A 20,280-nucleotide genomic window follows, 5' to 3' on the forward strand; every position below is an offset into this window, starting at 1 on the left:
AGGCGGTCCCGCGCCGGGTCCGGACACGTCACGGCCGTGGCCGTGGTCCCGCGGGGACAGAGGGCGACCGTGGGGCCCGATCGCGTCGGGCCCCACGGTCGCGAGGTGCAGGGGTGGGGGTCGGTCAGCTGCCGCGGTAGCCCGTCGCCATGGCCTCGAGCCGGGCGATCCGCTCGGGCATCGGCGGGTGCGTGGAGAACAGGCGCGACACGTCCTGGGCCCGGAACGGGTTGGCGATCATCATGTGGCTGGCGTTGACCAGAGCCGGCTGCGGCGCCAGCGGCCGCTGCGAGGTGCCGATCTCCAGCTTGCGCAGCGCCGAGGCGAGGGCGAGCGGGTCGCCGGTCAGCGTGGCGCCGTCCTCGTCCGCGTCGTACTCGCGGGTGCGGCTGATCGCCATCTGGATCATCCCGGCGGCCAGCGGCGCCAGCAGGGCCATGGCCAGCATCGCGATCGGGTTGCCGCCCTCCTCGTTGTCCCGGCCGCCGCCGCCGAACATGCCGAAGAACATGAAGAACTGGGCGATGCTCGTGATCACGCCGGCAATCGCCGCGGCCACTGAGGCCGTGAGGATGTCGCGGTTGTAGACGTGCATCAGCTCGTGGCCGAGGACGCCGCGCAGCTCACGCTCGTCGAGCATCTGGAGGATGCCCTCGGTGCAGCAGACCGCGGCATTCTGCGGGTTGCGGCCGGTGGCGAACGCGTTGGGCGCCTCGGTCGGCGAGATGTACAGGCGCGGCATGGGCTTGCCCGCGCGCGTCGACAGCTCCCGCACGACCCGGTACATCACCGGTGCCTGCGCCTCGCTGACCGGGTAGGCGTGCATCGCCCGGATCGCGAGCTTGTCGCTGTTCCAGTAACCGTACGCGGTCGTCCCGACGCCGATCAGCGCGAACACCCAGATGAACCGACCGCCGGCCACGAGCGAGCCGATCGCGAGCAAGAGAGCCCAGATGCTGCCGAACAGCAGGGCGGTCTTGAGCCCGTTGTAGTGCTTGTGCATGCCCTGTCCAACGTCGATGGACACGTGCGCGTTCCGTCCAGCGGGCACCCAGTCCGCGTCCAGCCACCGCCCAGTCCGCGGCGCGCCCGGCGGGGCAGCCGGGGGTCAGCCGCCGCCGAGCAGGCGCAGCAGCAGCTGGGGACCGACGCTGGTCACGACGAGCACCCCGGCCCCCAGCCCGACGGCCGTCAGGACGCTGGGGTGCACGCGCCTGGGCGCCGCCGGCGCCGCGGGGCGCGCCTCGGCCGGCTCGAGCAGCACCTTGAGCCAGCGCAGGTAGACGGCGACGCCGAGCACGGCGTTGGCCGCGGCGACCACGGCCAGCAGCCAGAGCCCGCCGGCCACCACCGGGCGCAGCGCGACGACCTTGGCGACGAGCCCGAGGACGCCCGGCGGCAGGCCGGCCAGCGAGAGCAGGCCCAGTCCCAGCGCGACGCCGAGTCCCGGCCGCTCCCGCAACAGCCCCCGGTATGCCGGGAGCGTGCGTGCCGCACCCGGCCCGCGCAGGTGGGTCAGCGCCGCCACGACGGCAAACACGGTCAGCGTCGCCACGACGTAGGCCAGCAGGTAGGCGCTGGCGGCCGCGAGCGCCCCGGCGGACACGGTGGCCAGCGGCAGCACCACCCAGCCGGCCTGGGAGACGGTGGACCAGGCCAGCAGCCGCAGCACGTTGTCCTGGCGCAGCGCCATGACGTTGCCCAGGGTCATCGAGAGGGCGGAGACCACGGCGATCGAGGTGAGCACCGGGGCGCCGAGCGGCGCGATGGCCCCGATGACCACGAGCAGGGCCGCCAGGGCCGCGACCTTGGAGGCGCCGGCGAGGAATGCGGCCGCGGGGAGGGCGGCACCGTCGTAGGCCTCCGGGGTCCACGCGTGGAACGGCACCAGGGACAGCTTGAAGCCGACGCCGCCGAGGAAGAGCACGACCGACAGCACCAGGATCGTGCGCCGGGCCGGGTCGCCGGCCGCCGCCAGGGCCGCGTCCGGGGCAAGCAGCGCGCTGCCGGTGGCGGTGTACCAGCAGGCGGCGCCGAGGGCGAGCAGGGAGAACGAGACCAGTGAGGTGGTCAGCAGCGCCACAGCACCGGAGATCGCGGACCGGGCCGCGCGCAGGGCGACGAGGCCGACCGTCGGCAGGGTGGCCAGCTCCAGGGCGACCAGCCAGGAACCCAGGTCACGCGCTGCCGCGACGGCGGTCGCGCCGGTGGTGGCGGCGAGCACCAGGCTGACCCAGACGGCCGAGCGGCCCCGCGGGGCCCGGCTCTCCGCGGGCCAGGCGAGCAGGACCGTCACGACCGCACCGACGAGCGCCGCCAGCTGCAGCGCCGAGGCGGCGGCGCCGGCGGCGTAGAGGCACAGGTCCGGCTCCGCGGGCAGGCACAGCGTGCGCTGGGCGTCCCCCGGGGCGGATCCGAGCCCGGCGACGGTGCCGGCCACGCCGACCGCGAGCGCCACGAGGGCCAGCACGAGGTGGGAGCGGCCCAGGCGCGGGGCGATGGCGTCGGCGACGAGCACCACGGCCGCACCCGCCGCCGGCGCGAGGACCGGGGCCAGGGCCAGCAGGTCGACGGAGACGACGGCTGCGGCGGCGGCGGGGGTCATCGCACGGCCTCCGTGGTGATGCGGGCGACGTCAGGGGCGGTGCTGCGCAGGACCGGTCCGGGCAGGACGCCGAGCGTGACCACGGCGACCACGAGCACCGAGAGGATCGCGAGCTCGGGGCCGCGGGCGTCCTCCAGCGCCGGGGCCGTGCGCTCCCCCGCCCAGACCAGGCGCAGCACCCGCAGCGAGTAGGCCGCCGCGAGCGCGGTGCCCACCACCGCGACGGCAGCGAGCACGCGGAAGAACGTGACCGGGAGGCCGACGGCCGGTGACCACGCGGCATACAGGGCCAGGAACTCGCCCCAGAAGCCGACGAGGCCGGGCAGGCCGAGGGAGGCGGCGAAGCCGACGACGAGGGTGAACCCGAGGCGCGGGGAGACCTCGCGCAGCGCGGCGCGGGCCACCCGCAGGTCGGCCGACCCCCAGCGGGACTTCAGGCCGCCGACGAGGAAGAACAGCAGCGCCGAGACGATGCCGTGGGCCACGTTGGCGAAGAGCGCGGCCTGAAGGCCGGTCGCGGTGCCGCTGGCCAGGCCCAGGGCCACGAAGCCCATGTGCGCGACCGAGGAGTAGGCGATGAGCCGCTTGAGGTCGTTCTCCACCAGGCAGGCCAGGCCTCCCCAGAGGATGCCGACGACGCCCAGCGCCCCGAGAACGGGCGCCACCGCGGCGAACCCGGCGGGCAGCGGCGCGACGGCGAGCCGCACGATGCCGTAGGTGCCCATCTTGAGCAGCACCGCGGCGAGCAGCACCGAGCCGGCCGTCGGGGCCACCGTGTGGGCCGGCGGCAGCCAGGTGTGCACGGGGAAGAGCGGCACCTTGATGCCGAGCCCCACTAGCAGCAGCACGGCGACGAGCGCCTGGGTGCCCTTGTCGATCCCGGCTCCGCGCATCGCGGCCAGGGCGGTCAGGTCGGCGGTGCCGGCGGCGTGCACCAGCGCCAGGATGCCGATGAGCATCAACGTCGAGCCCAGCACCGTGTAGAGGACGAACCGGCCGGAGGCATCGGCCCGGGCTCCGGGGTCGTGCCGGTCGCCGTAGCGGCTGATCAGCACCCACATGGGCACGAGGACCGTCTCGAACGCGATGAAGAACAGGACGGCGTCGCGGACGAGGAAGGTAGCGAGGGCGCCGAGCTCGACGATGAGCAGGCAGCCGTAGAACGTGGTCGCCGAGCCGCCCTCGGGGCCGTAGCGGCGACCGTGGAGCACGACGGCGACGCCCAGCACCGCAGTCAGCAGCAGCAGCGGTGCGCTGATGCCGTCGACGCCCAGGTGGAGCCGCAGCCCGAGCGAGGGCACCCATGGCCGGTCGAGCCCGGGTCGGGCGAGGACGGTGGCCACCACGAGGACCAGGGTCAGCACGGAGGCGCCGAGGGCGAAGGCGTTGGCCCGCAACGGGTCCACGGCCCGGGCCGCCCGGCCGGCGAGGACCAGGCCGGTGCCGGCCACCGCGGGCACGACGAGGGCGGCGAGCAGGACGGCTACCACAGGCCCACCCCAACGAGCGCGACCGCGAGCATGCCGAGCAGCACCCACACCAGGTAGGCCGAGGGCCGGTGGGTGTGGGCCCGGTCGGCGCCCCGCCCGGCCCAGCGGGTGGCGACGGCGGTGCCGCGGACGTAGGCGTCGATGACGTCACGGTCGGCGGCGACGACGACCCGGGCCAGCGCGGTGACCGGCTCGGCCACCGCCCGGACGTAGAGGGTGTCGACGCCGAACCCGTTGCCCAGCAGGGCGGTCCAGCGCGGGCCGAGCCGCTCGGCGGCGTCGCCGCCGGCCGTGGCGGTGGCGCCGCGCCGGACCCCGAGGAAGGCCCCGGCGACCAGCAGCAGGGACAGCACTGCGGTGAACCAGCCGATGCTGCCCACGTCACCGGCGAGGGGGGTCAGCACGAGGATGCCTCCGAGGACGGTGAGCACGCCGAGCGACTGCACGCTCAGGGTCGCAGGGGTGTCGATGGGCGCGTGGCCGTGGCCGGCCGTGCCTGCCTCGGGCACGGGCGGCTGCGCGCGGTCGGCCCGCTCGTGGATGAGCACCAGCCAGGCGCGGGTGCAGTAGGCGGCGGTGAGGAGCACCGTGACGAGCAGCGCGACCAGCACCAGCCACGCGCCCAGGACCGGGCCGTGCCGGGTGCCCTCCTCGGCCGCGCCGATGACGAGCTCCTTGGACACGAAGCCGACCAGCGGCGGCACGCCGGCCAGCGAGAGCAGGCCCACCCCGACCAGGGCGCGCAGCATCGGGTGCGCCCGCAGGCCACCGGTCATGGCCACCGCGGTGGTGCCCCCGGTCAGCACGCTCAGCCAGCCGATCGCGAGGAACAGCAGTGCCTTGAACATGGCATGGGCGAGCAGGTGGGTGACCCCCGGCCACGGGGACGTGGGGGCGACGGCCAGGCCCGAGAGCATGATCGCCACCTGGCTGACCGTCGACCAGGCCAGCAGGCGCTTGAGGTCGGACTGGCCGAACGCCAGGACGGCCGAGCCGACCATGGTCACCGCGGTGAGGACGGCGAGGACAAGCCGCGCGGTGTCCGAGGCGAGGTAGAGCGGGAACAGCCGGGCGACGACATAGGTCCCGGCGGCCACCATGGTCGCGGCGTGGATCAGGGCCGAGGCGGGCGTGGGGCCTTCCATCGCGTCGGGCAGCCAGTCCTGGAAGGGGAACTGGGCCGACTTGCCGGCGATGCCGGACAGCAGGCACACGAGCGCGGCCGTGAGGAGGGCGCCCGGGTCGGCGCGCCAGTGGGCGATGACCGTCGGGATGGCCGTGGAGCGGGCGCCGGCGGCCAGGATGACGAGGCCGATGACGAGGGCGAGGTCGGCGGCCCGGGTGACCAGGAAGGCCTTGAGCGCCGCGCGCCGCGCCGACTCACGCTGGCTGTCGTGGCCGATGAGCAGGTAGGAGCACCAGCCCATGACCTCCCACCCGACCAAGGTGAGGACCAGGTCGCCGGACTGGACCACGAGCAGCATCCCGGCGAGGAAGAGCGAGACCGTGGCAGCGAAGACCGGGTAGCGCTCGTCCTGCGAGAGGTACCAGCGGGCGAACGCCTGCACGGCGGCCCCGACGACGGTGACCGCGACGGCGACGACGGCAGTGAGCGGGTCGGCCAGCAGCCGCAGCGGCACGACCAGCTGGCCCAGCGGGAGGGGGCCGACGGTGCCGATGGCCTCGGTCGCTCCCCCGGCGTGGACGGCGACGAGCTCGAGGACGGCCACGACGATCCCGGCCAGCGCCGCCCCGATGGCCACCAGGCCGGCACCGGCCCGGGAGCGCCGCGCCAGCAGCAGCCCGGTCAGGGCCGCGAGCGTCGGCAGCAGGACGACGAGGCGGCTCGTCGTGGTCGCGAGGCCGGTCATGCCCCGGGCTCGCTCAGGTCCACGTGCCCCCGGTCGCGGAACAGCGCCAGGACGACGGCGAGCGCCACGCCGATCTCGGCGGCGGCGATGGTGATGACGAACAGCGCCAGCACATGGCCGGAGCGCAGCGGGTCGGGCAGGACCGAGCCCATGGTCACCAGCAGCAGGTTGGCCGCGTTGAGGATGAGCTCGACCCCGATGAGGACGAGCACCGCGTTGCGCCGCGCGATGACGCCGTAGGTGCCGGCCCCGGCGAGGACCGCGACGAGCGCGAGCGGCAGGCCCAGGTGGATCACGACACCTCCACCGGGGTCTCGGCCGCGGCCCGCTCGGGCGCGGCGGCCTCGGGGACCTGGCCGGACGGCATACGGGAGACGGCGAACGCGGCGATCAGCGCCACGAGCAGCAGCAGGGACAGCAGCTCGAACGGCCACACCCACGTGCCGAAGAGCTGCTCGGCCACGCCGTGCGTGCGCCCGTCCCGGGTGCGCACCAGCGAGCCGCCGAAGGCCGAGAGCAGGACCCCCCCGAGCAGCCCGGCGACCCCGGCGCCCGCCACGGCCGCGGCCACGCGCTGGACCGGGCCGGAGGTGTGCTCAGGGCTCGGACCGATCGGAGCCCGGGTGAGCATCAGCGCGAAGAGCACGAGGACGACGACCGCCCCGACGTAGACCAGCAGCTGCACGAGGGCGACCAGCTCGGCGCCGAGGACGAGGTAGCACCCGGCGAGCGTGCCCAGGGTGACGACCAGCCAGAGCGCGGCGTGGACGAGGTGGCGGGTGGTGACGGCGAGGACTGCGCTGGCGGCGGTGATCAGCCCGACCGCCGTGAACAGCACGTCGAGGGTCGTCACGCGTCCCCCTCCGCCGCCGGCGGCTGGGACCGGACGGTCGTGGCCGGGCGCACCGGGCGTGCGGCGCGCGGCGGCTTGTTGGCGGCCGCGACCTCGGCAGGGTCGGCCGAGGCGGCGTCGAGCGCCGGGGGCGGCGGCACGGTGGGCATCCACTGCCCGAGCCGCTCCTTCTCGTGCAACAGGTCGCGGATGTCGAGCTCGGAGTACTCGAACTCCGGGCTCCAGTGCAGCGCGTCGAACGGGCACACCTCGATGCAGATCCCGCAGTACATGCACAGGGAGAAGTCGATGGCGAACCGGTCGAGGACGTTGCGCTGCCGCTCGCGGCCGCCGGGCGTCGGCGCCGGGATCGTCTCCTTGTGGGAGTCGATGTAGATGCACCAGTCCGGGCACTCGCGCGCGCAGAGCATGCAGGAGGTGCAGTTCTCCTCCAGCAGCGCGATGACGCCACGGGTGCGCGGGGGCAGGTGCGGCTGCGCGTCGGGGTACTCGGCGGTGTGGCTCGGCCTCGCGAGGGTGCGCGCCGTGGTCGCCAGCCCCTTGAGCAGACCCGGTATGACGCCTCTCTCCCGGGGTGCCTGGGCTGCGGAAGGGTTCTGGTTGCTGGACATCAGGAGGTCACCACCACGAGGACACCGGTCAGGGCGAGCTGGGCGATCGCCAGCGGCACGAGGACCAGCCAGGCGAGGCGCTGGAGCTGGTCCTCGCGCAGCCGCGGCCACGCCACCCGCAGCCAGATCACGACGACCGCGACGAGGGCGGCCTTGAGCAGGGTCCACGCCCAGCCGAGGGTTTCGGCGAACGGGCCGTGCCAGCCGCCGAGGAAGAGCACGGCGAAGAGCAGGGACATCACGACGATCCCGGCGTACTCCGAGAGCAGGAAGAACGCGAAGCGCAGCCCGGTGTACTCGGTGTAGGGGCCGAAGACGATCTCGGAGTCGGCGACCGGCATGTCGAACGGCGGGCGCTGCAGCTCGGCGACGGCGGCGACGAGGAAGCACAGGGCGCCCGGTGCCTGCCAGAGCAGCCAGAGCGGGTGCCACGCCGCGACGATGCCGGTGAGCGAGACGGTCCCGGCGGCCAGGGCGACCGAGGCGGTGGCCAGGACGATGGGCAGCTCGTAGCTGAGCAGCTGGGCGGCCGCGCGCATCCCGCCGAGCAGGGCGTACTTGTTGGCGCTGGACCACCCCGCCATCAGGGTCCCGAGGATGCCGACCGCGGTGACCGCGAGGACGAACAGGACGCTGGCGTCGACGTCGGCGGCCACGACCGACGGCGACAGCGGGATCACCGCGAGGGCGACGAGGTAGGGCACGAGCGCGACCGCCGGCGCCAGCTTGAAGACGGGGCGGTCGGCCTCGCGCGGGGTGATGTCCTCCTTCTGGACGAACTTCACCCCGTCGGCGACGAGCTGCGCCCAGCCGTGGAAGCCCCCGGCATACATCGGTCCGAGCCGGCCCTGCATGTGCGCCATGACTTTGTGCTCGGTCTGCCCGACCAGCAGCGGCAGCACGAGGAACGCGGCCAGCACGCTGACCGCGCGGACGACCAGCTCGACGACGTCGCTCACCGTGGCCCCCAGGTGGAGTCCGGGACGCCCGGCGGCAGCAGCTTGCGGCGGCTCGGGGAGGACCCGGCCTCGGACTCCCCCGGCTCCTTGGCGCCGGGCCAGGCCTTGCTGGCACGGGCGGCGAGGACGAAGGACTTGCGCAGCGGGGTCCCTTCGAAGCCGTCGGGCAGCAGCAGCGGCCGAAGACCCTGCCCGGTGCCGTCGTCGAAGCCGTCGAAGTCGACGCCGAACATCTCGTGCGTCTCGCGCTCGTGCCAGGCCGCACCGCGCCAGACCGCCGTGGCACTGGCGACGGGCCGGTCGAGCGGCACCCGGGTGCGCAGCAGCAGCCGCTCGAGCGCGCCGGGGCCGCCGTGCCGCATCACGTGGCAGACCAGGTCGAAGCCGGGAGTCTCCTCGGCGTCGGTCTGGTCGACCGCCGTGAGCCAGTCGAAGAAGCTGAACCCCTCCTCGCGCGCCGCAGTCAGCGCCGCCACCCACTCCTCGACGGCCACGTCGCGGCAGGGCGTCTCGAGCCCGGTCATGCCTGCGGCTCCGGGGCCGGCCGCGCGGGCTTGTGCAGCAGGGGGCGCGTCACGGCACCGGCCTGCGAGCGCCGCGACCCGGCATACTTGGCGCGAATTCCCTTGGTGGACAACGTCTCCGCGGCGATCTTCTCCTGGAGGCGCATGATCCCCTGGAGCAGCGCCTCGGGCCGGGGCGGGCAGCCGGGGACGTAGACGTCGACCGGGATGATCTGGTCCACGCCCTTGGTGACGCAGTAGGAGTCCCAGTAGGGCCCGCCGCTGTTGGAGCAGGCGCCGAAGGAGATGACGTACTTCGGCTCGGGCATCTGGTCGTAGAGGCGGCGCACGGCCGGGGCCATCTTGTCCGTGACCGTGCCGGAGACGACCATCAGGTCGGCCTGCCGCGGCCCGGGGGCGAACGGGATCACGCCCAGGCGGATGAAGTCGTGGCGGGCCATCGACGCCGCGATGAACTCGATGGCGCAGCAGGCCAGCCCGAAGTTGAACACCCACAGGCTGTAGCGCCTGCCCCAGTTGAGGACGAGCTTGATCGGGGTCGGCGCGTGCTCGGTCGCCGGGCCGACCCGGGGCATGGGCAGCGGGGTGCTCACCGGGTCACCACCAGCGCAGCAGGCCGCGGCGCGCGGCGTGGGCCAGGCCGATCAGCAGGACGGCGACGAAGACGCCCATCTCCACCAGGCTCGCGGCGCCGAGGTCGCTCTGACGGATGACCGTCGCCCAGGGGAAGAGGTAGACGGCGTCGACGGCGAAGATGACGTACAGGAACGCGTAGACGAAGTAGCGCACGTTGGTCTGCGCCCACCCCTCGCCGACCGGGTCCACCCCGCACTCGTAGGTGGCCAGCTTGGCCGGCGTCGCCGCGCGGGGGGCGAGCAGCCGGCGGGCACCCATGGCCGCGACGAACAGCAGCACACCGGCGACCACGACGGCGGCGACAACGGCATAGGGCGGCACGTCCGCCAGCCTAGTGCGCCACCGGTATGCCGTCCGGTCCGGACCGCGGGACGGGTCATCCGTTCGGCTGGTCGGGACCGGGACAAACGTCCCAAACGCCGGACTCGGGGCGTCCAGCATCTGGGCCAGACTTACGATGGAGGTGGCGTCCTGACGCCACCGAACGACGTCGGGGGATGCAAGGGAAGCTTGGTGGAGAAGCGGTCATGAGTAGCAAGCCAGTTCAGCGGCTCGAGCGTGTCGTCATCCGGTTCGCCGGCGACTCCGGCGACGGCATGCAGCTCACCGGTGACCGGTTCACGTCCGAGACCGCGATCCTGGGCAACGACCTGTCGACGCTGCCCAACTTCCCGGCCGAGATCCGGGCGCCCCAGGGCACCCTTCCGGGCGTGTCCAGCTTCCAGCTGCACTTCGCCGACCACGACGTGCTCACCCCCGGCGACGCCCCGGACGTCCTCGTGGCGATGAACCCGGCGGCGCTCAAGGCCAACCTGCGCGACGTGCCCCGCGGGGCGACGATCATCGTCAACACCGACGAGTTCACCAAGCGCAACCTGGCCAAGGTCGGCTACGCCGAGAGCCCGGTCGAGGACGGCTCGCTGGACAGCTACCACGTGCACCCGGTGGCGCTGACCTCGATCACCGTCGAGGCGCTGGCCGACTTCGACCTGTCCCGCAAGGACAAGGAACGCGCCAAGAACATGTTCGCCCTCGGGCTGCTGTCCTGGCTCTACACGCGTCCGACCGAGGGCACCGAGCGGTTCCTCAGGTCCAAGTTCGGCACCCGACCGGAGATCCTCGAGGCCAACCTGGCGGCGCTGCACGCCGGCTTCCACTACGGCGAGACGACCGAGGACTTCGCGGTCGCCTACGAGGTCGCCCCGGCGAAGATGCCGGCGGGCACCTACCGCAACATCACGGGCAACACCGCCCTGGCCTACGGCCTGGTCGCGGCGGCCCATCGCGCCGGGCTGCAGATGGTGCTCGGGGCCTACCCGATCACCCCCGCCTCGGACATCCTGCACACGCTCTCGACGCTCAAGCGCTACGGCGTGACGACGATGCAGGCCGAGGACGAGATCGCCGGCATCGGCGCGGCCCTCGGCGCCTCGTTCGGTGGTGCGCTCGGCGTCACCACCACCTCCGGCCCCGGCATCGCCCTCAAGGCGGAGACGATCGGCCTGGCGGTCTCCCTCGAGCTGCCGCTGGTCATCGTCGACGTCCAGCGCGGCGGGCCCTCGACCGGCCTGCCCACCAAGACCGAGCAGGCCGACCTGCTCCAGGCGATGTTCGGCCGCAACGGCGAGGCGCCCGTGCCCGTCGTGGCGCCGCAGTCCCCCGGTGACTGCTTCGACGCCGCCCTGGAGGCCGTGCGCATCGCCACGACCTACCGCACCCCGGTGTTCCTGCTCTCCGACGGCTACCTCGCCAACGGCTCCGAGCCGTGGCGCATCCCGCAGGTGGGCGACCTGCCCGACCTCACGGTGGAGTTCGCCGCCGAGCCCAACGCGGTCGACGGCAAGGGCAACCCGGTGTTCCACCCCTACCTGCGCGACCCCGAGACGCTGGCCCGTCCGTGGGCCGTTCCGGGCACCGCCGGCCTCGAGCACCGCATCGGCGGCATCGAGAAGAAGGACGGCACCGGCGAGATCTCCTACGACCCCGACAACCACGACCTCATGGTCCGGTTGCGGCAGGCCAAGGTCGACGGCATCGCCGGCAGCATCCCGCCGCTGGAGGTCGACGACCCCACCGGCGACGCCGAGGTGCTCGTCCTGGGCTGGGGCTCGACCTACGGCCCGATCGCGGCGGCCACCCGCCTGCTGCGCAACGCCGGCGCCAGCATCGCCCGCGCCCACCTGCGCCACGTCAACCCGTTCCCGGCCAACACCGGTGACGTGCTCCGCGCATACAAGCGGGTCATCGTGCCGGAGATGAACCTCGGCCAGCTCGCCCTGCTGCTGCGGGCCAAGTACCTCGTCGACGTGCAGTCCCACACGCAGGTGCGCGGGTTGCCTTTCACCGCAACGGATCTGGCCGACGTGCTCAACAAGGCCGTCAGCGAGATCGAGGAGGGATCCCACCGATGACCGCCATCGAGCTCGGTATGCCCGGCACGGGCACCCACGGGGTGCCGCACCTTCCCGAGGGCTCGCCCGCGCAGACCAAGAAGGAGTTCACCTCCGACCAGGAGGTGCGCTGGTGCCCCGGCTGCGGTGACTACGCGATCCTCGCGGCGGTCCAGGGCTTCCTGCCCGACCTCGGCCTCAAGCGCGAGAACATCGTCTTCGTCTCCGGCATCGGCTGCTCCTCGCGCTTCCCCTACTACCTCGACACGTTCGGGATGCACTCGATCCACGGCCGCGCGCCGGCGATCGCGACCGGGCTGGCGACGGCCCGCGGCGACCTGTCCGTCTGGGTGGTCACCGGTGACGGCGACGCGCTCTCGATCGGTGGCAACCACCTCATCCACGCACTGCGCCGCAACGTCAACCTCAAGATCCTGCTGTTCAACAACAGGATCTACGGCCTGACCAAGGGTCAGTACTCCCCGACCTCCGAGATCGGCAAGGTCACCAAGTCCACGCCGGTCGGCTCGGTCGACAACCCGTTCAACCCGGTGTCGCTGGCGCTCGGGGCCGAGGCGACCTTCGTCGCCCGCACCATGGACTCCGACCGCAAGCACCTCACCGAGACGCTGCGAGCGGCTGCCGAGCACCGCGGGTCGGCGCTGGTCGAGATCTACCAGAACTGCCCGATCTTCAACGACGGCGCGTTCGACGTCCTCAAGGACCGCACCTCGGCCGAGGCCCGGATCGTGCACCTCGTCGACGGCGAGCCGGTCCGCTCCGGCGCCGACCACGTCGTCGTGCGCGGGGCCGAGGGGGAGCTGCGCGTCGTGCCTGCGGTCGACGCCGACCCCACCCGCGTGGTCACCCACCGCGCGGGCGCCGAGGACCCCTCCGCCGCGTTCGCGATCTCGCGGCTGGACGACCCCGAGATGGTGCACGTGCCGATGGGCATCTTCCGCAACGTGCAGCGCCCGACCTACGACGACCTCGTGCGCGCCCAGGTCGAGGGTGCGGTCGCCTCCGGCGGCGGCCCGGCCAGCGACGAGGACCTCGGCGCCCTGCTCCACGGCAAGGACACCTGGACCGTGGGCGCGTGAGCGCCCCGCTCTCCACGGCTGACCACGAGACCCGGCGGGGCACGGCATACGGCGCGGGCGCCTATGCGCTCTGGGGCCTGTTCCCCCTGTACTTCCACGCGCTGGCCCCGGCGGGGGCGTGGGAGATCCTGGCTCACCGCATCGTGTGGACGCTGCTGTTCTGCCTGGTGCTGCTGGGAATCCGGCGCGACGTCGGCTGGCTGCGCCCGACCCTGGGCCGGCCGCGGACCCTGGGCGCCATCACCATCGCCGGGCTGCTCATCGCGGCCAACTGGGTGATCTACGTGGCCGCGGTGGTCTCCCACCACGTCACCGAGGCCTCGCTGGGCTACTTCCTCAACCCGATCGTCACGGTGGCGCTCGGGGTCGTCGTGCTGCGTGAGCGGCTGCGGCCGCTGCAGTGGCTCGCGGTCGGGATCGGCCTGGCGGCGGGGGTCTACCTGACCGTCGACTCCGGCCGCCCGCCGTGGATCGCCCTCAGCCTCGCCATGACGTTCGCGCTCTACGGCCTGATGAAGAAGCGGATCGGAGCCTCGCTCGGAGCGCTGCAGAGCCTGACCTCGGAGACGATCGTCCTCGCGCCGGTCGCCTTCGGGGTGCTCGTCTGGCTCGGCGTCTCCGGCGGCACGACGTTCACCTCCGACGCCCCGGTGCACCCCACCCTCCTGGCGGTCAGCGGCGTCGTCACCGCGGTGCCGCTGCTGCTCTTCGCTGCGGCGGCGCGGCGGGTCCCACTGGTCACGATCGGGCTGCTGCAGTTCGTCACGCCGGTGCTGCAGCTGCTCTGCGGCGTGCTGCTCCTCGGCGAGTCGATGAGCCCGGCGCGGTGGCTCGGCTTCGCGATCGTGTGGGCCGCCCTCGCCCTGCTGACGGTCGACTCGGTGCGCTCGGCGCGCGGCCGGGTCCGGCTCAGCCGCGCGGCGGAGTCCGCCGCGGTCTGAGCCTCACGACCCGAGGACCCGGTTCAGGTAGTCGTTGCCGAACGTGCGGCCGGGGTCGACCTCCTGGCGCACCGCGAGGAACTCGTCGAAGCGCGGGTAGAGCCCCCGCAGCCGGTCGGCGCCCAGGTTGTGCAGCTTGCCCCAGTGCGGCCGCCCGGCGTGCTCGCCGACGATCGCCTCGAAGGCCGCGACGTAGCGCTCGTGCGGCAGCCGGTGGTACTGGTGCACCGCGACGTAGGCGTTGTCGCGCTCGTAGCCGGTCGAGAGCCAGACGTCGTCCGCCGCGGCGAAGCGCACCTCGACCGGGAACGGCAGCCGCTCCTCGTGGCTGTCGACCCACTCGCGCAGGCTGGTCAGCACGTCCCGCAGCGCCTCGCGGGGCACGGCGTACTCGCTCTCCCGGAAGACCACGCGCCGGGGGCTGACAAAGACCTTGTATGCCGCGTCGGTGAACTCCCGGGCGCTCAGGCCCCGCGACGTGATCGCGTTGAGGCGCGGGACGATCGACGGGCGCGCGGTCGAGAGCCGGTTGACCCACTCGAACACCGTGTTGGCCAGCAGCTCGTCGTCGACCCGGGCCCGCAGCGCGGCAGCGGCTCCAGCGGGGTGCCCTGCGGCACGCGGTTGTTGCGCTTGGTCAGGGTCCGGTCCGTGTGGGGGAACCAGAAGAACTCGTAGTGGTCGTTGGTGTCCGCGTCGTGCTCGAGGGACTCCAGGACGGCGCCGAACCGCTCCGGGCGCTCCTGCGCATGGAGCGCGAAGGCCGGGACGCACTGCATCGTGACGCCGGTGATGACCCCGAGGGCACCGAGCCCTACCCGCGCTGCCTCGAACAGCCGGGGACGCTCCTGCGGGGAGCAGGTCACGACGCTGGCGTCGGCGAGCACGACCTCAAGGGCACGCACCTGGGTGGCCAGGCCGCCGATGCGCGCACCGGTGCCGTGCGTCCCCGTGGCCAGCGCCCCGGTGATGCTCTGCTGGTCGATGTCGCCCAGGTTGGGCAGGGCGAGCCCGTGCTGCCAGAGGGTCTCGTTGAGCCGGTGCAGCCGCGTGCCACCCCGCACCGTCACCAGTCCGCTCTCCTGGTCGACCGCGTCGAGGCCGCTCAGGCCGGTCAGGTCGAGCAGCAGCCCATCGGTGACCGCCGCCCCGGTGAAGGAGTGGCCGGCACCGACCGGCTTCACCCGCAGGCCGTCGGCCACCGCGGCGGTCACCGCCGTGGCGACCGCTGCGGTGTCAGCGGGGGTCGCCGTCCTGGCAGGGTCGGCGTGCTCGGTGCCCGCCCAGTTCGTCCAGCGACTCATCCGAACGCCTTCCCCTCACCGCGGTAGGTCGGGACCTGGTCGACGACCCTGTCCTCCTCGACCAGGTGCAGCACGTCGACCCGCTCGCACAGCTCGCCCGCCTTGGCGTGCCGCCACCAGACGCGGTCCCCGACCTGCAGCTGTCCGGCCGTGGGCCCGACGAGCGGCGTCTGCACCTCCCCGGCACCCTCGGTGTGGGTCAGCCGCAGGCCGCGGGGGCGCCACGGGGACGGGAGGCGGGAGCGCCCGGCCGGGCCGGACGCGGGCCAGCCCCCGCCGGCGACCGTCGCCGTCGAGCTGGAGGGACGGCGGACGACCGGCGTTGTGTAGAAGGCAGCCGGCCGGGGCCGGAACGCGTCGTAGCCGTCGAACAGCGTGGGGCCGAACAGGCCCGAGCCGGCCGCGAGCTCGGTCAGCGCGTCGTCGTGGGCCGCCAGGTGCAGGCTTCCGGTGCCGCCACCGTTGACGAAGCGCAGGGGTGCCAGTGCCGTGACGGCCGCGACCACGGCGCGACGCCGGTCGGCGAGCTCGGCGACCGAACGCCGCTTGACCCAGCGCACCGCCGGCGAGCTGTCCGGGAGCCCGGCCACCTGCGCCTCGTAGAACATCAGGCCGACGAGGCTCACGTCCGCCCGAGCCACCGCCTCGGCGGCCAGCCGGCGGACCTGCTCCGCCGTGTGGAGCGGCGACCGGCGGACCCCGAGGTGCACCGGACCGATCCTCAGGGACGCATCGACGTCGAGGCAGACCTTCACCGGTGCCGGGGTGCCGCCCCGGCCGCGCTGGTGGCGCAGGAGGTCGAGGTGGGCGACGTCGTCGACCATGAGCGTGATCGCCTCGAGCGCAACGGGATCCGCGCAGAGCTGGCGCAGGGCCTCACGGTCGACGCTGGGGTAGGCGACGAGGATGTCGCCGACACCATGACCGGAGAGCCAGAGCGCTTCTCGCAGGCTCCAGGCCATCAACCCCCGAAAGCCGGGGGTGCGCAGGGCTTCGGCGACCAGGGCCCGGCAGCGCACGGACTTCGTGGCGACCCGGATGGGCTTTGCGGCGGCACGGCGGGCCAGGTCTGCGGCGTTGGCCCGGAACGCGTCGAGGTCGACGACGGCGAACGGGGCGTCCAGGGTGCAGGTCGCCCGCTCCAACTGGTCATACCGCGACACCGGGGCGGCCATGGTCCGGACCCTAATAGGGTCCCGGGAAATGCGAAAGGCCCCACCAGTGGTGGGGCCTTTCGTTCAATGTTTGTCCGGCGGCGTCCTACTCTCCCACACCGTCACCAGTGCAGTACCATCGGCGCTGAAGGGCTTAGCTTCCGGGTTCGGAATGGGACCGGGCGTTTCCCCTTCGCTATGGCCGCCGTAACCCTGTCGAGCGTTACGGCTGCTCACAACAACGAAGCGTGTTGTGCAGTATGTAGTTGTGGTCCCGGCCGTTGCTCGGGAGCCACACAGTGGACGCGTAGCATCTTTGTATCAAGTTATCGGCTTATTAGTACCGGTCAGCTCCACACATTACTGTGCTTCCACATCCGGCCTATCAACCCAGTAGTCTAGCTGGGAGCCTCTCACCCTTACGGGCCTGGAAACCTCATCTTGAAGCGTGCTTCCCGCTTAGATGCTTTCAGCGGTTATCACTTCCGAACGTAGCTAATCAGCGGTGCCCTTGGCAGGACAACTGACACACCAGAGGTTCGTCCATCCCGGTCCTCTCGTACTAGGGACAGCTCTTCTCAAGTTTCCTACGCGCACAGCGGATAGGGACCGAACTGTCTCACGACGTTCTAAACCCAGCTCGCGTACCGCTTTAATGGGCGAACAGCCCAACCCTTGGGACCTACTCCAGCCCCAGGATGCGACGAGCCGACATCGAGGTGCCAAACCATGCCGTCGATATGGACTCTTGGGCAAGATCAGCCTGTTATCCCCGGGGTACCTTTTATCCGTTGAGCGACGGCGCTTCCACAAGCCACCGCCGGATCACTAGTCCCGACTTTCGTCCCTGCTCGACATGTCTGTCTCGCAGTCAAGCTCCCTTGTGCACTTACACTCAAAACCTGATTGCCAACCAGGCTGAGGGAACCTTTGGGCGCCTCCGTTACCTTTTAGGAGGCAACCGCCCCAGTTAAACTACCCACCAGGCACTGTCCCTGATCCGGATCACGGACCGAGGTTAGATATCCAGAACGACCAGAGTGGTATTTCAACGTTGACTCCACACACACTGGCGTGCATGCTTCACAGTCTCCCACCTATCCTACACAAGCCGTACCGAACACCAATACCAAGCTGTAGTAAAGGTCCCGGGGTCTTTCCGTCCTGCTGCGCGTAACGAGCATCTTTACTCGTAGTGCAATTTCGCCGAGTTCGTGGTTGAGACAGTGGAGAAGTCGTTACGCCATTCGTGCAGGTCGGAACTTACCCGACAAGGAATTTCGCTACCTTAGGATGGTTATAGTTACCACCGCCGTTTACTGGCGCTTAAGTTCTCAGCTTCGCCGTGAGGCTAACCGGTCCCCTTAACGTTCCAGCACCGGGCAGGCGTCAGTCCGTATACATCGTCTTGCGACTTCGCACGGACCTGTGTTTTTAGTAAACAGTCGCTTCTCCCTGGTCTCTGCGGCCGTTCACGCTCACCCAGCAAGTGGGGTCACGATCCGGGCCCCCCTTCTCCCGAAGTTACGGGGGCATTTTGCCGAGTTCCTTAACCACGATTCACTCGATCGCCTTGGTATTCTCTACCTAACCACCTGAGTCGGTTTGGGGTACGGGCGGCTCGAACCTCGCTAGAAGTTTTTCTTGGCAGCATAGGATCACCCTCTTCCCGCTAACGCGGTCACTATGGGGTCTCAGGCTATGTGAGAGGCGGATTTGCCTACCTCTCGCCCTACACCTTTAGACGTGGACAACCATCGCCACGCGGAGGCTACCTTCCTGCGTCACTCCATCGCTTACCTACTACATGCTCGGGTCACGGCCGCCACAACCAGACTCCACCCGAAGGCTTCACCTGGTGCTTTGGGCGTTTAGCATCACATGGTTCGATATGGGCGGTTCTTCGCCGGTTCGGGAATATCAACCCGATGTCCATCGACTACGCCTGTCGGCCTCGCCTTAGGTCCCGACTTACCCAGGGCAGATTAGCTTGACCCTGGAACCCTTGGTTATTCGGCGGACGGGTTTCTCGCCCGTCATTCGCTACTCATGCCTGCATTCTCACTCGTGTAGCGTCCACGGCTGGATCACTCCGCCGCTTCACCCGCCACACGACGCTCCCCTACCCATCAACACGCTTGGACCCACAAGGGGCCGGGCAAAGTGTCAATGCCACAGCTTCGGTGGTGTGCTTGAGCCCCGCTACATTGTCGGCGCGGAATCACTTGACCAGTGAGCTATTACGCACTCTTTAAAGGGTGGCTGCTTCTAAGCCAACCTCCTGGTTGTCACAGCAACTCCACATCCTTTCCCACTTAGCACACGCTTAGGGACCTTAGCTGGTGGTCTGGGCTGTTTCCCTCTCGACTACGGAGCTTATCCCCCGCAGTCTCACTGCCACGCTCTCACTTACCGGCATTCGGAGTTTGGCTGACGTCAGTAACCTGGTGAGGCCCATCAGCCATCCAGTAGCTCTACCTCCGGCAAGAAACACGTGACGCTGCACCTAAATGCATTTCGGGGAGAACCAGCTATCACGAAGTTTGATTGGCCTTTCACCCCTACCCACAGCTCATCCCCTCAGTTTTCAACCTAAGTGGGTTCGGTCCTCCACGCGGTCTTACCCGCGCTTCAACCTGGCCATGGGTAGATCACTTCGCTTCGGGTCTAGACCCCGCGACTAAAAACGCCCTATTCGGACTCGCTTTCGCTACGGCTTCCCCACACGGGTTAACCTCGCCACGGAGCACTAACTCGCAGGCTCATTCTTCAAAAGGCACGCCGTCACCCCACAAGGAGGCTCCGACGGATTGTAGGCACACGGTTTCAGGATCTATTTCACTCCCCTCCCGGGGTACTTTTCACCTTTCCCTCACGGTACTTGTCCGCTATCGGTCACCAGGGAATATTTAGGCTTAGCGGGTGGTCCCGCCAGATTCACACGGGATTTCTCGGGCCCCGTGCTACTTGGGATACTTCCCAGGAGTCCACACCATTTCGTCTACGGGGGTCGCACCCTCTGTGCCGGGCCATTCAAGACCCTTCGACTATGACGCAGATTTCTCACTCCTTGAGAGGTTGGTAGACCTCTCGGGAAAGTCCCACGACCCCGGACATGCAACGCCTACCAGCTATCACACACGCCCGGTTTAGCCTCATCCGCTTTCGCTCGCCACTACTCACGGAATCGCGGTTGCTTTCTCTTCCTGTGGGTACTGAGATGTTTCACTTCCCCACGTTCCCTCCACGCACCCTATGTGTTCAGATGCGGGTGACTGGACTTGCCTCCAGCCGGGTTTCCCCATTCGGAAATCCTCGGATCACAGTCTGGTTATCGACTCCCCGAGGCTTATCGCAGATTCCTACGTCCTTCTTCGGTTCCTGGTGCCAAGGCATCCACCGTGTGCCCTTAAAAACTTGGCCACAAAGATGCTCGCGTCCACTGTGTAGTTCTCAACCAACGATCGGTCCCCGCCCCCACCGGCCGCCTACCAGCTCAACAACGCGAGCCGGCGGTTCGTGCCAGGGACAGGTCCAACCAGACCACCCCACCAACCCCACCCAACGGGTGGATCGGTGACGGGTACTGATCCGAGGAGCACGGCAGGAGGTTCACCCTCCACGGCCGATCCCTCAGGACCCAACAACGTGCCAAGCACCACCCGAACCGTGAAGCACTTTCCACTCCCCCCACTCCCGAAGAAGCGGTGGGCTGTACTCGTGCGGCCACGACCCGGCTGGCGCCAACTAATCGATGTTCCACCCTTGAGCAACCCCCTCGACGCGTTCGGTCGAGGCGGGCCACCTGGACACCATGACCACCGGCCCACGAGGTGGGCGGC

The 20,280-nt window shown here is 70.5% G+C and carries 15 protein-coding genes, 2 rRNA genes and 1 pseudogene; 3 read left to right on the forward strand and 15 right to left on the reverse strand.

The window, feature by feature from the left end; all coding sequences use genetic code 11:
• Positions 1 to 124: 124 nt before the first annotated feature.
• The 11 genes from htpX to AC3ANM_RS08295 all read right to left on the reverse strand — a co-directional run bounded on the left by htpX (position 125) and on the right by AC3ANM_RS08295 (position 9,870).
• On the reverse strand, positions 125 to 1,003 hold the full coding sequence (gene htpX / locus AC3ANM_RS08245; protein WP_488287926.1) for a zinc metalloprotease HtpX: 879 nt from the start codon (positions 1,001 to 1,003) through the stop codon (positions 125 to 127).
• A 105-nt stretch (positions 1,004 to 1,108) separates the two neighbouring features.
• Positions 1,109 to 2,605 carry a proton-conducting transporter transmembrane domain-containing protein gene (locus tag AC3ANM_RS08250; protein ID WP_488287648.1) on the reverse strand — a complete coding sequence of 499 codons (1,497 nt, stop codon included), beginning with the start codon at positions 2,603 to 2,605 and terminating at the stop codon, positions 1,109 to 1,111.
• Positions 2,602 to 4,095 (reverse strand): complex I subunit 4 family protein, encoded by a 1,494-nt coding sequence (locus AC3ANM_RS08255; RefSeq protein ID WP_488287649.1) that lies wholly within the window; start codon positions 4,093 to 4,095, stop codon positions 2,602 to 2,604. Before AC3ANM_RS08255 ends, AC3ANM_RS08250 begins: the two co-directional genes overlap by 4 nt.
• Positions 4,089 to 5,966, reverse strand: coding sequence for an NADH-quinone oxidoreductase subunit 5 family protein (locus AC3ANM_RS08260; RefSeq protein WP_488287650.1), 1,878 nt, complete (start codon positions 5,964 to 5,966; stop codon positions 4,089 to 4,091). The genes AC3ANM_RS08255 and AC3ANM_RS08260 overlap by 7 nt, the downstream gene beginning before the upstream one ends.
• On the reverse strand, positions 5,963 to 6,262 hold the full coding sequence (nuoK, locus tag AC3ANM_RS08265) for an NADH-quinone oxidoreductase subunit NuoK (RefSeq protein WP_488287651.1): 300 nt from the start codon (positions 6,260 to 6,262) through the stop codon (positions 5,963 to 5,965). The genes AC3ANM_RS08260 and nuoK overlap by 4 nt, the downstream gene beginning before the upstream one ends.
• Positions 6,259 to 6,819, reverse strand: coding sequence for an NADH-quinone oxidoreductase subunit J family protein (locus tag AC3ANM_RS08270; RefSeq protein ID WP_488287652.1), 561 nt, complete (start codon positions 6,817 to 6,819; stop codon positions 6,259 to 6,261). The genes nuoK and AC3ANM_RS08270 overlap by 4 nt, the downstream gene beginning before the upstream one ends.
• Positions 6,816 to 7,430, reverse strand: a complete 615-nt coding sequence (locus AC3ANM_RS08275) for a NuoI/complex I 23 kDa subunit family protein (protein ID WP_488287653.1) — start codon at positions 7,428 to 7,430, stop codon at positions 6,816 to 6,818. The genes AC3ANM_RS08270 and AC3ANM_RS08275 overlap by 4 nt, the downstream gene beginning before the upstream one ends.
• Positions 7,430 to 8,389: an NADH-quinone oxidoreductase subunit NuoH gene (gene nuoH / locus AC3ANM_RS08280; protein WP_488287654.1), complete on the reverse strand. Its 960-nt coding sequence runs from the start codon at positions 8,387 to 8,389 to the stop codon at positions 7,430 to 7,432. The genes AC3ANM_RS08275 and nuoH overlap by 1 nt, the downstream gene beginning before the upstream one ends.
• Positions 8,386 to 8,913: an NADH-quinone oxidoreductase subunit C gene (locus AC3ANM_RS08285; RefSeq protein ID WP_488287655.1), complete on the reverse strand. Its 528-nt coding sequence runs from the start codon at positions 8,911 to 8,913 to the stop codon at positions 8,386 to 8,388. Before AC3ANM_RS08285 ends, nuoH begins: the two co-directional genes overlap by 4 nt.
• Positions 8,910 to 9,488 carry an NADH-quinone oxidoreductase subunit B gene (locus AC3ANM_RS08290; RefSeq protein ID WP_488287927.1) on the reverse strand — a complete coding sequence of 193 codons (579 nt, stop codon included), beginning with the start codon at positions 9,486 to 9,488 and terminating at the stop codon, positions 8,910 to 8,912. Before AC3ANM_RS08290 ends, AC3ANM_RS08285 begins: the two co-directional genes overlap by 4 nt.
• A gap of 22 nt (positions 9,489 to 9,510) precedes the next feature.
• A complete protein-coding gene (locus AC3ANM_RS08295; protein WP_488287656.1) occupies positions 9,511 to 9,870 on the reverse strand; it encodes an NADH-quinone oxidoreductase subunit A in 360 nt (119 codons plus the stop codon).
• Positions 9,871 to 10,076: 206 nt separating this feature from the next.
• Between AC3ANM_RS08295 and AC3ANM_RS08300 the strand changes: the two genes are divergently transcribed.
• Genes AC3ANM_RS08300 through rarD form a run of 3 tightly spaced genes read left to right on the forward strand, consistent with a single transcriptional unit; the run spans position 10,077 to position 13,980 of the window.
• Positions 10,077 to 11,960: a 2-oxoacid:acceptor oxidoreductase subunit alpha gene (locus tag AC3ANM_RS08300; protein ID WP_488287657.1), complete on the forward strand. Its 1,884-nt coding sequence runs from the start codon at positions 10,077 to 10,079 to the stop codon at positions 11,958 to 11,960.
• Complete coding sequence (locus AC3ANM_RS08305; protein ID WP_488287658.1) at positions 11,957 to 13,039, forward strand: 2-oxoacid:ferredoxin oxidoreductase subunit beta; 1,083 nt, start codon at positions 11,957 to 11,959, stop codon at positions 13,037 to 13,039. The genes AC3ANM_RS08300 and AC3ANM_RS08305 overlap by 4 nt, the downstream gene beginning before the upstream one ends.
• Positions 13,036 to 13,980, forward strand: a complete 945-nt coding sequence (gene rarD, locus AC3ANM_RS08310; protein ID WP_488287659.1) for an EamA family transporter RarD — start codon at positions 13,036 to 13,038, stop codon at positions 13,978 to 13,980. Before AC3ANM_RS08305 ends, rarD begins: the two co-directional genes overlap by 4 nt.
• 3 nt (positions 13,981 to 13,983) lie before the next feature.
• On the opposite strand, the pseudogene AC3ANM_RS08315 reads toward rarD, so the two are convergent.
• The 4 genes and pseudogenes from AC3ANM_RS08315 to AC3ANM_RS08330 all read right to left on the reverse strand — a co-directional run bounded on the left by AC3ANM_RS08315 (position 13,984) and on the right by AC3ANM_RS08330 (position 19,861).
• Positions 13,984 to 15,284, reverse strand: a pseudogene (locus AC3ANM_RS08315) (D-arabinono-1,4-lactone oxidase).
• Entirely contained in the window at positions 15,281 to 16,459 is a 1,179-nt protein-coding gene (locus AC3ANM_RS08320; RefSeq protein ID WP_488287660.1) for an alanine racemase, read from the reverse strand. Before AC3ANM_RS08320 ends, AC3ANM_RS08315 begins: the two are co-directional and overlap by 4 nt.
• A 72-nt stretch (positions 16,460 to 16,531) precedes the next feature.
• Positions 16,532 to 16,648 (reverse strand): 5S ribosomal RNA (gene rrf / locus AC3ANM_RS08325).
• Between the two features lie 107 nt (positions 16,649 to 16,755).
• Positions 16,756 to 19,861, reverse strand: a 23S ribosomal RNA gene (locus tag AC3ANM_RS08330).
• Positions 19,862 to 20,280 lie beyond the last annotated feature (419 nt).

This window comes from Oryzihumus sp. JJN4-3R (assembly GCF_057747915.1).

What these genes read in the sequence shown, in the direction of transcription:
- htpX (WP_488287926.1), bottom strand. Translation starts at nt 1,003, where the DNA reads ATGCACAAGCACTACAACGGGCTCAAGACCGCCCTGCTGTTCGGCAGC.
- AC3ANM_RS08250 (WP_488287648.1), bottom strand. Translation starts at nt 2,605, where the DNA reads ATGACCCCCGCCGCCGCCGCAGCCGTCGTCTCCGTCGACCTGCTGGCC.
- AC3ANM_RS08260 (WP_488287650.1), bottom strand. Translation starts at nt 5,966, where the DNA reads ATGACCGGCCTCGCGACCACGACGAGCCGCCTCGTCGTCCTGCTGCCG.
- AC3ANM_RS08275 (WP_488287653.1), bottom strand. Translation starts at nt 7,430, where the DNA reads ATGTCCAGCAACCAGAACCCTTCCGCAGCCCAGGCACCCCGGGAGAGA.
- AC3ANM_RS08285 (WP_488287655.1), bottom strand. Translation starts at nt 8,913, where the DNA reads ATGACCGGGCTCGAGACGCCCTGCCGCGACGTGGCCGTCGAGGAGTGG.
- AC3ANM_RS08290 (WP_488287927.1), bottom strand. Translation starts at nt 9,488, where the DNA reads ATGCCCCGGGTCGGCCCGGCGACCGAGCACGCGCCGACCCCGATCAAG.
- AC3ANM_RS08300 (WP_488287657.1), top strand. Translation starts at nt 10,077, where the DNA reads ATGAGTAGCAAGCCAGTTCAGCGGCTCGAGCGTGTCGTCATCCGGTTC.
- AC3ANM_RS08305 (WP_488287658.1), top strand. Translation starts at nt 11,957, where the DNA reads ATGACCGCCATCGAGCTCGGTATGCCCGGCACGGGCACCCACGGGGTG.
- AC3ANM_RS08320 (WP_488287660.1), bottom strand. Translation starts at nt 16,459, where the DNA reads ATGGCCGCCCCGGTGTCGCGGTATGACCAGTTGGAGCGGGCGACCTGC.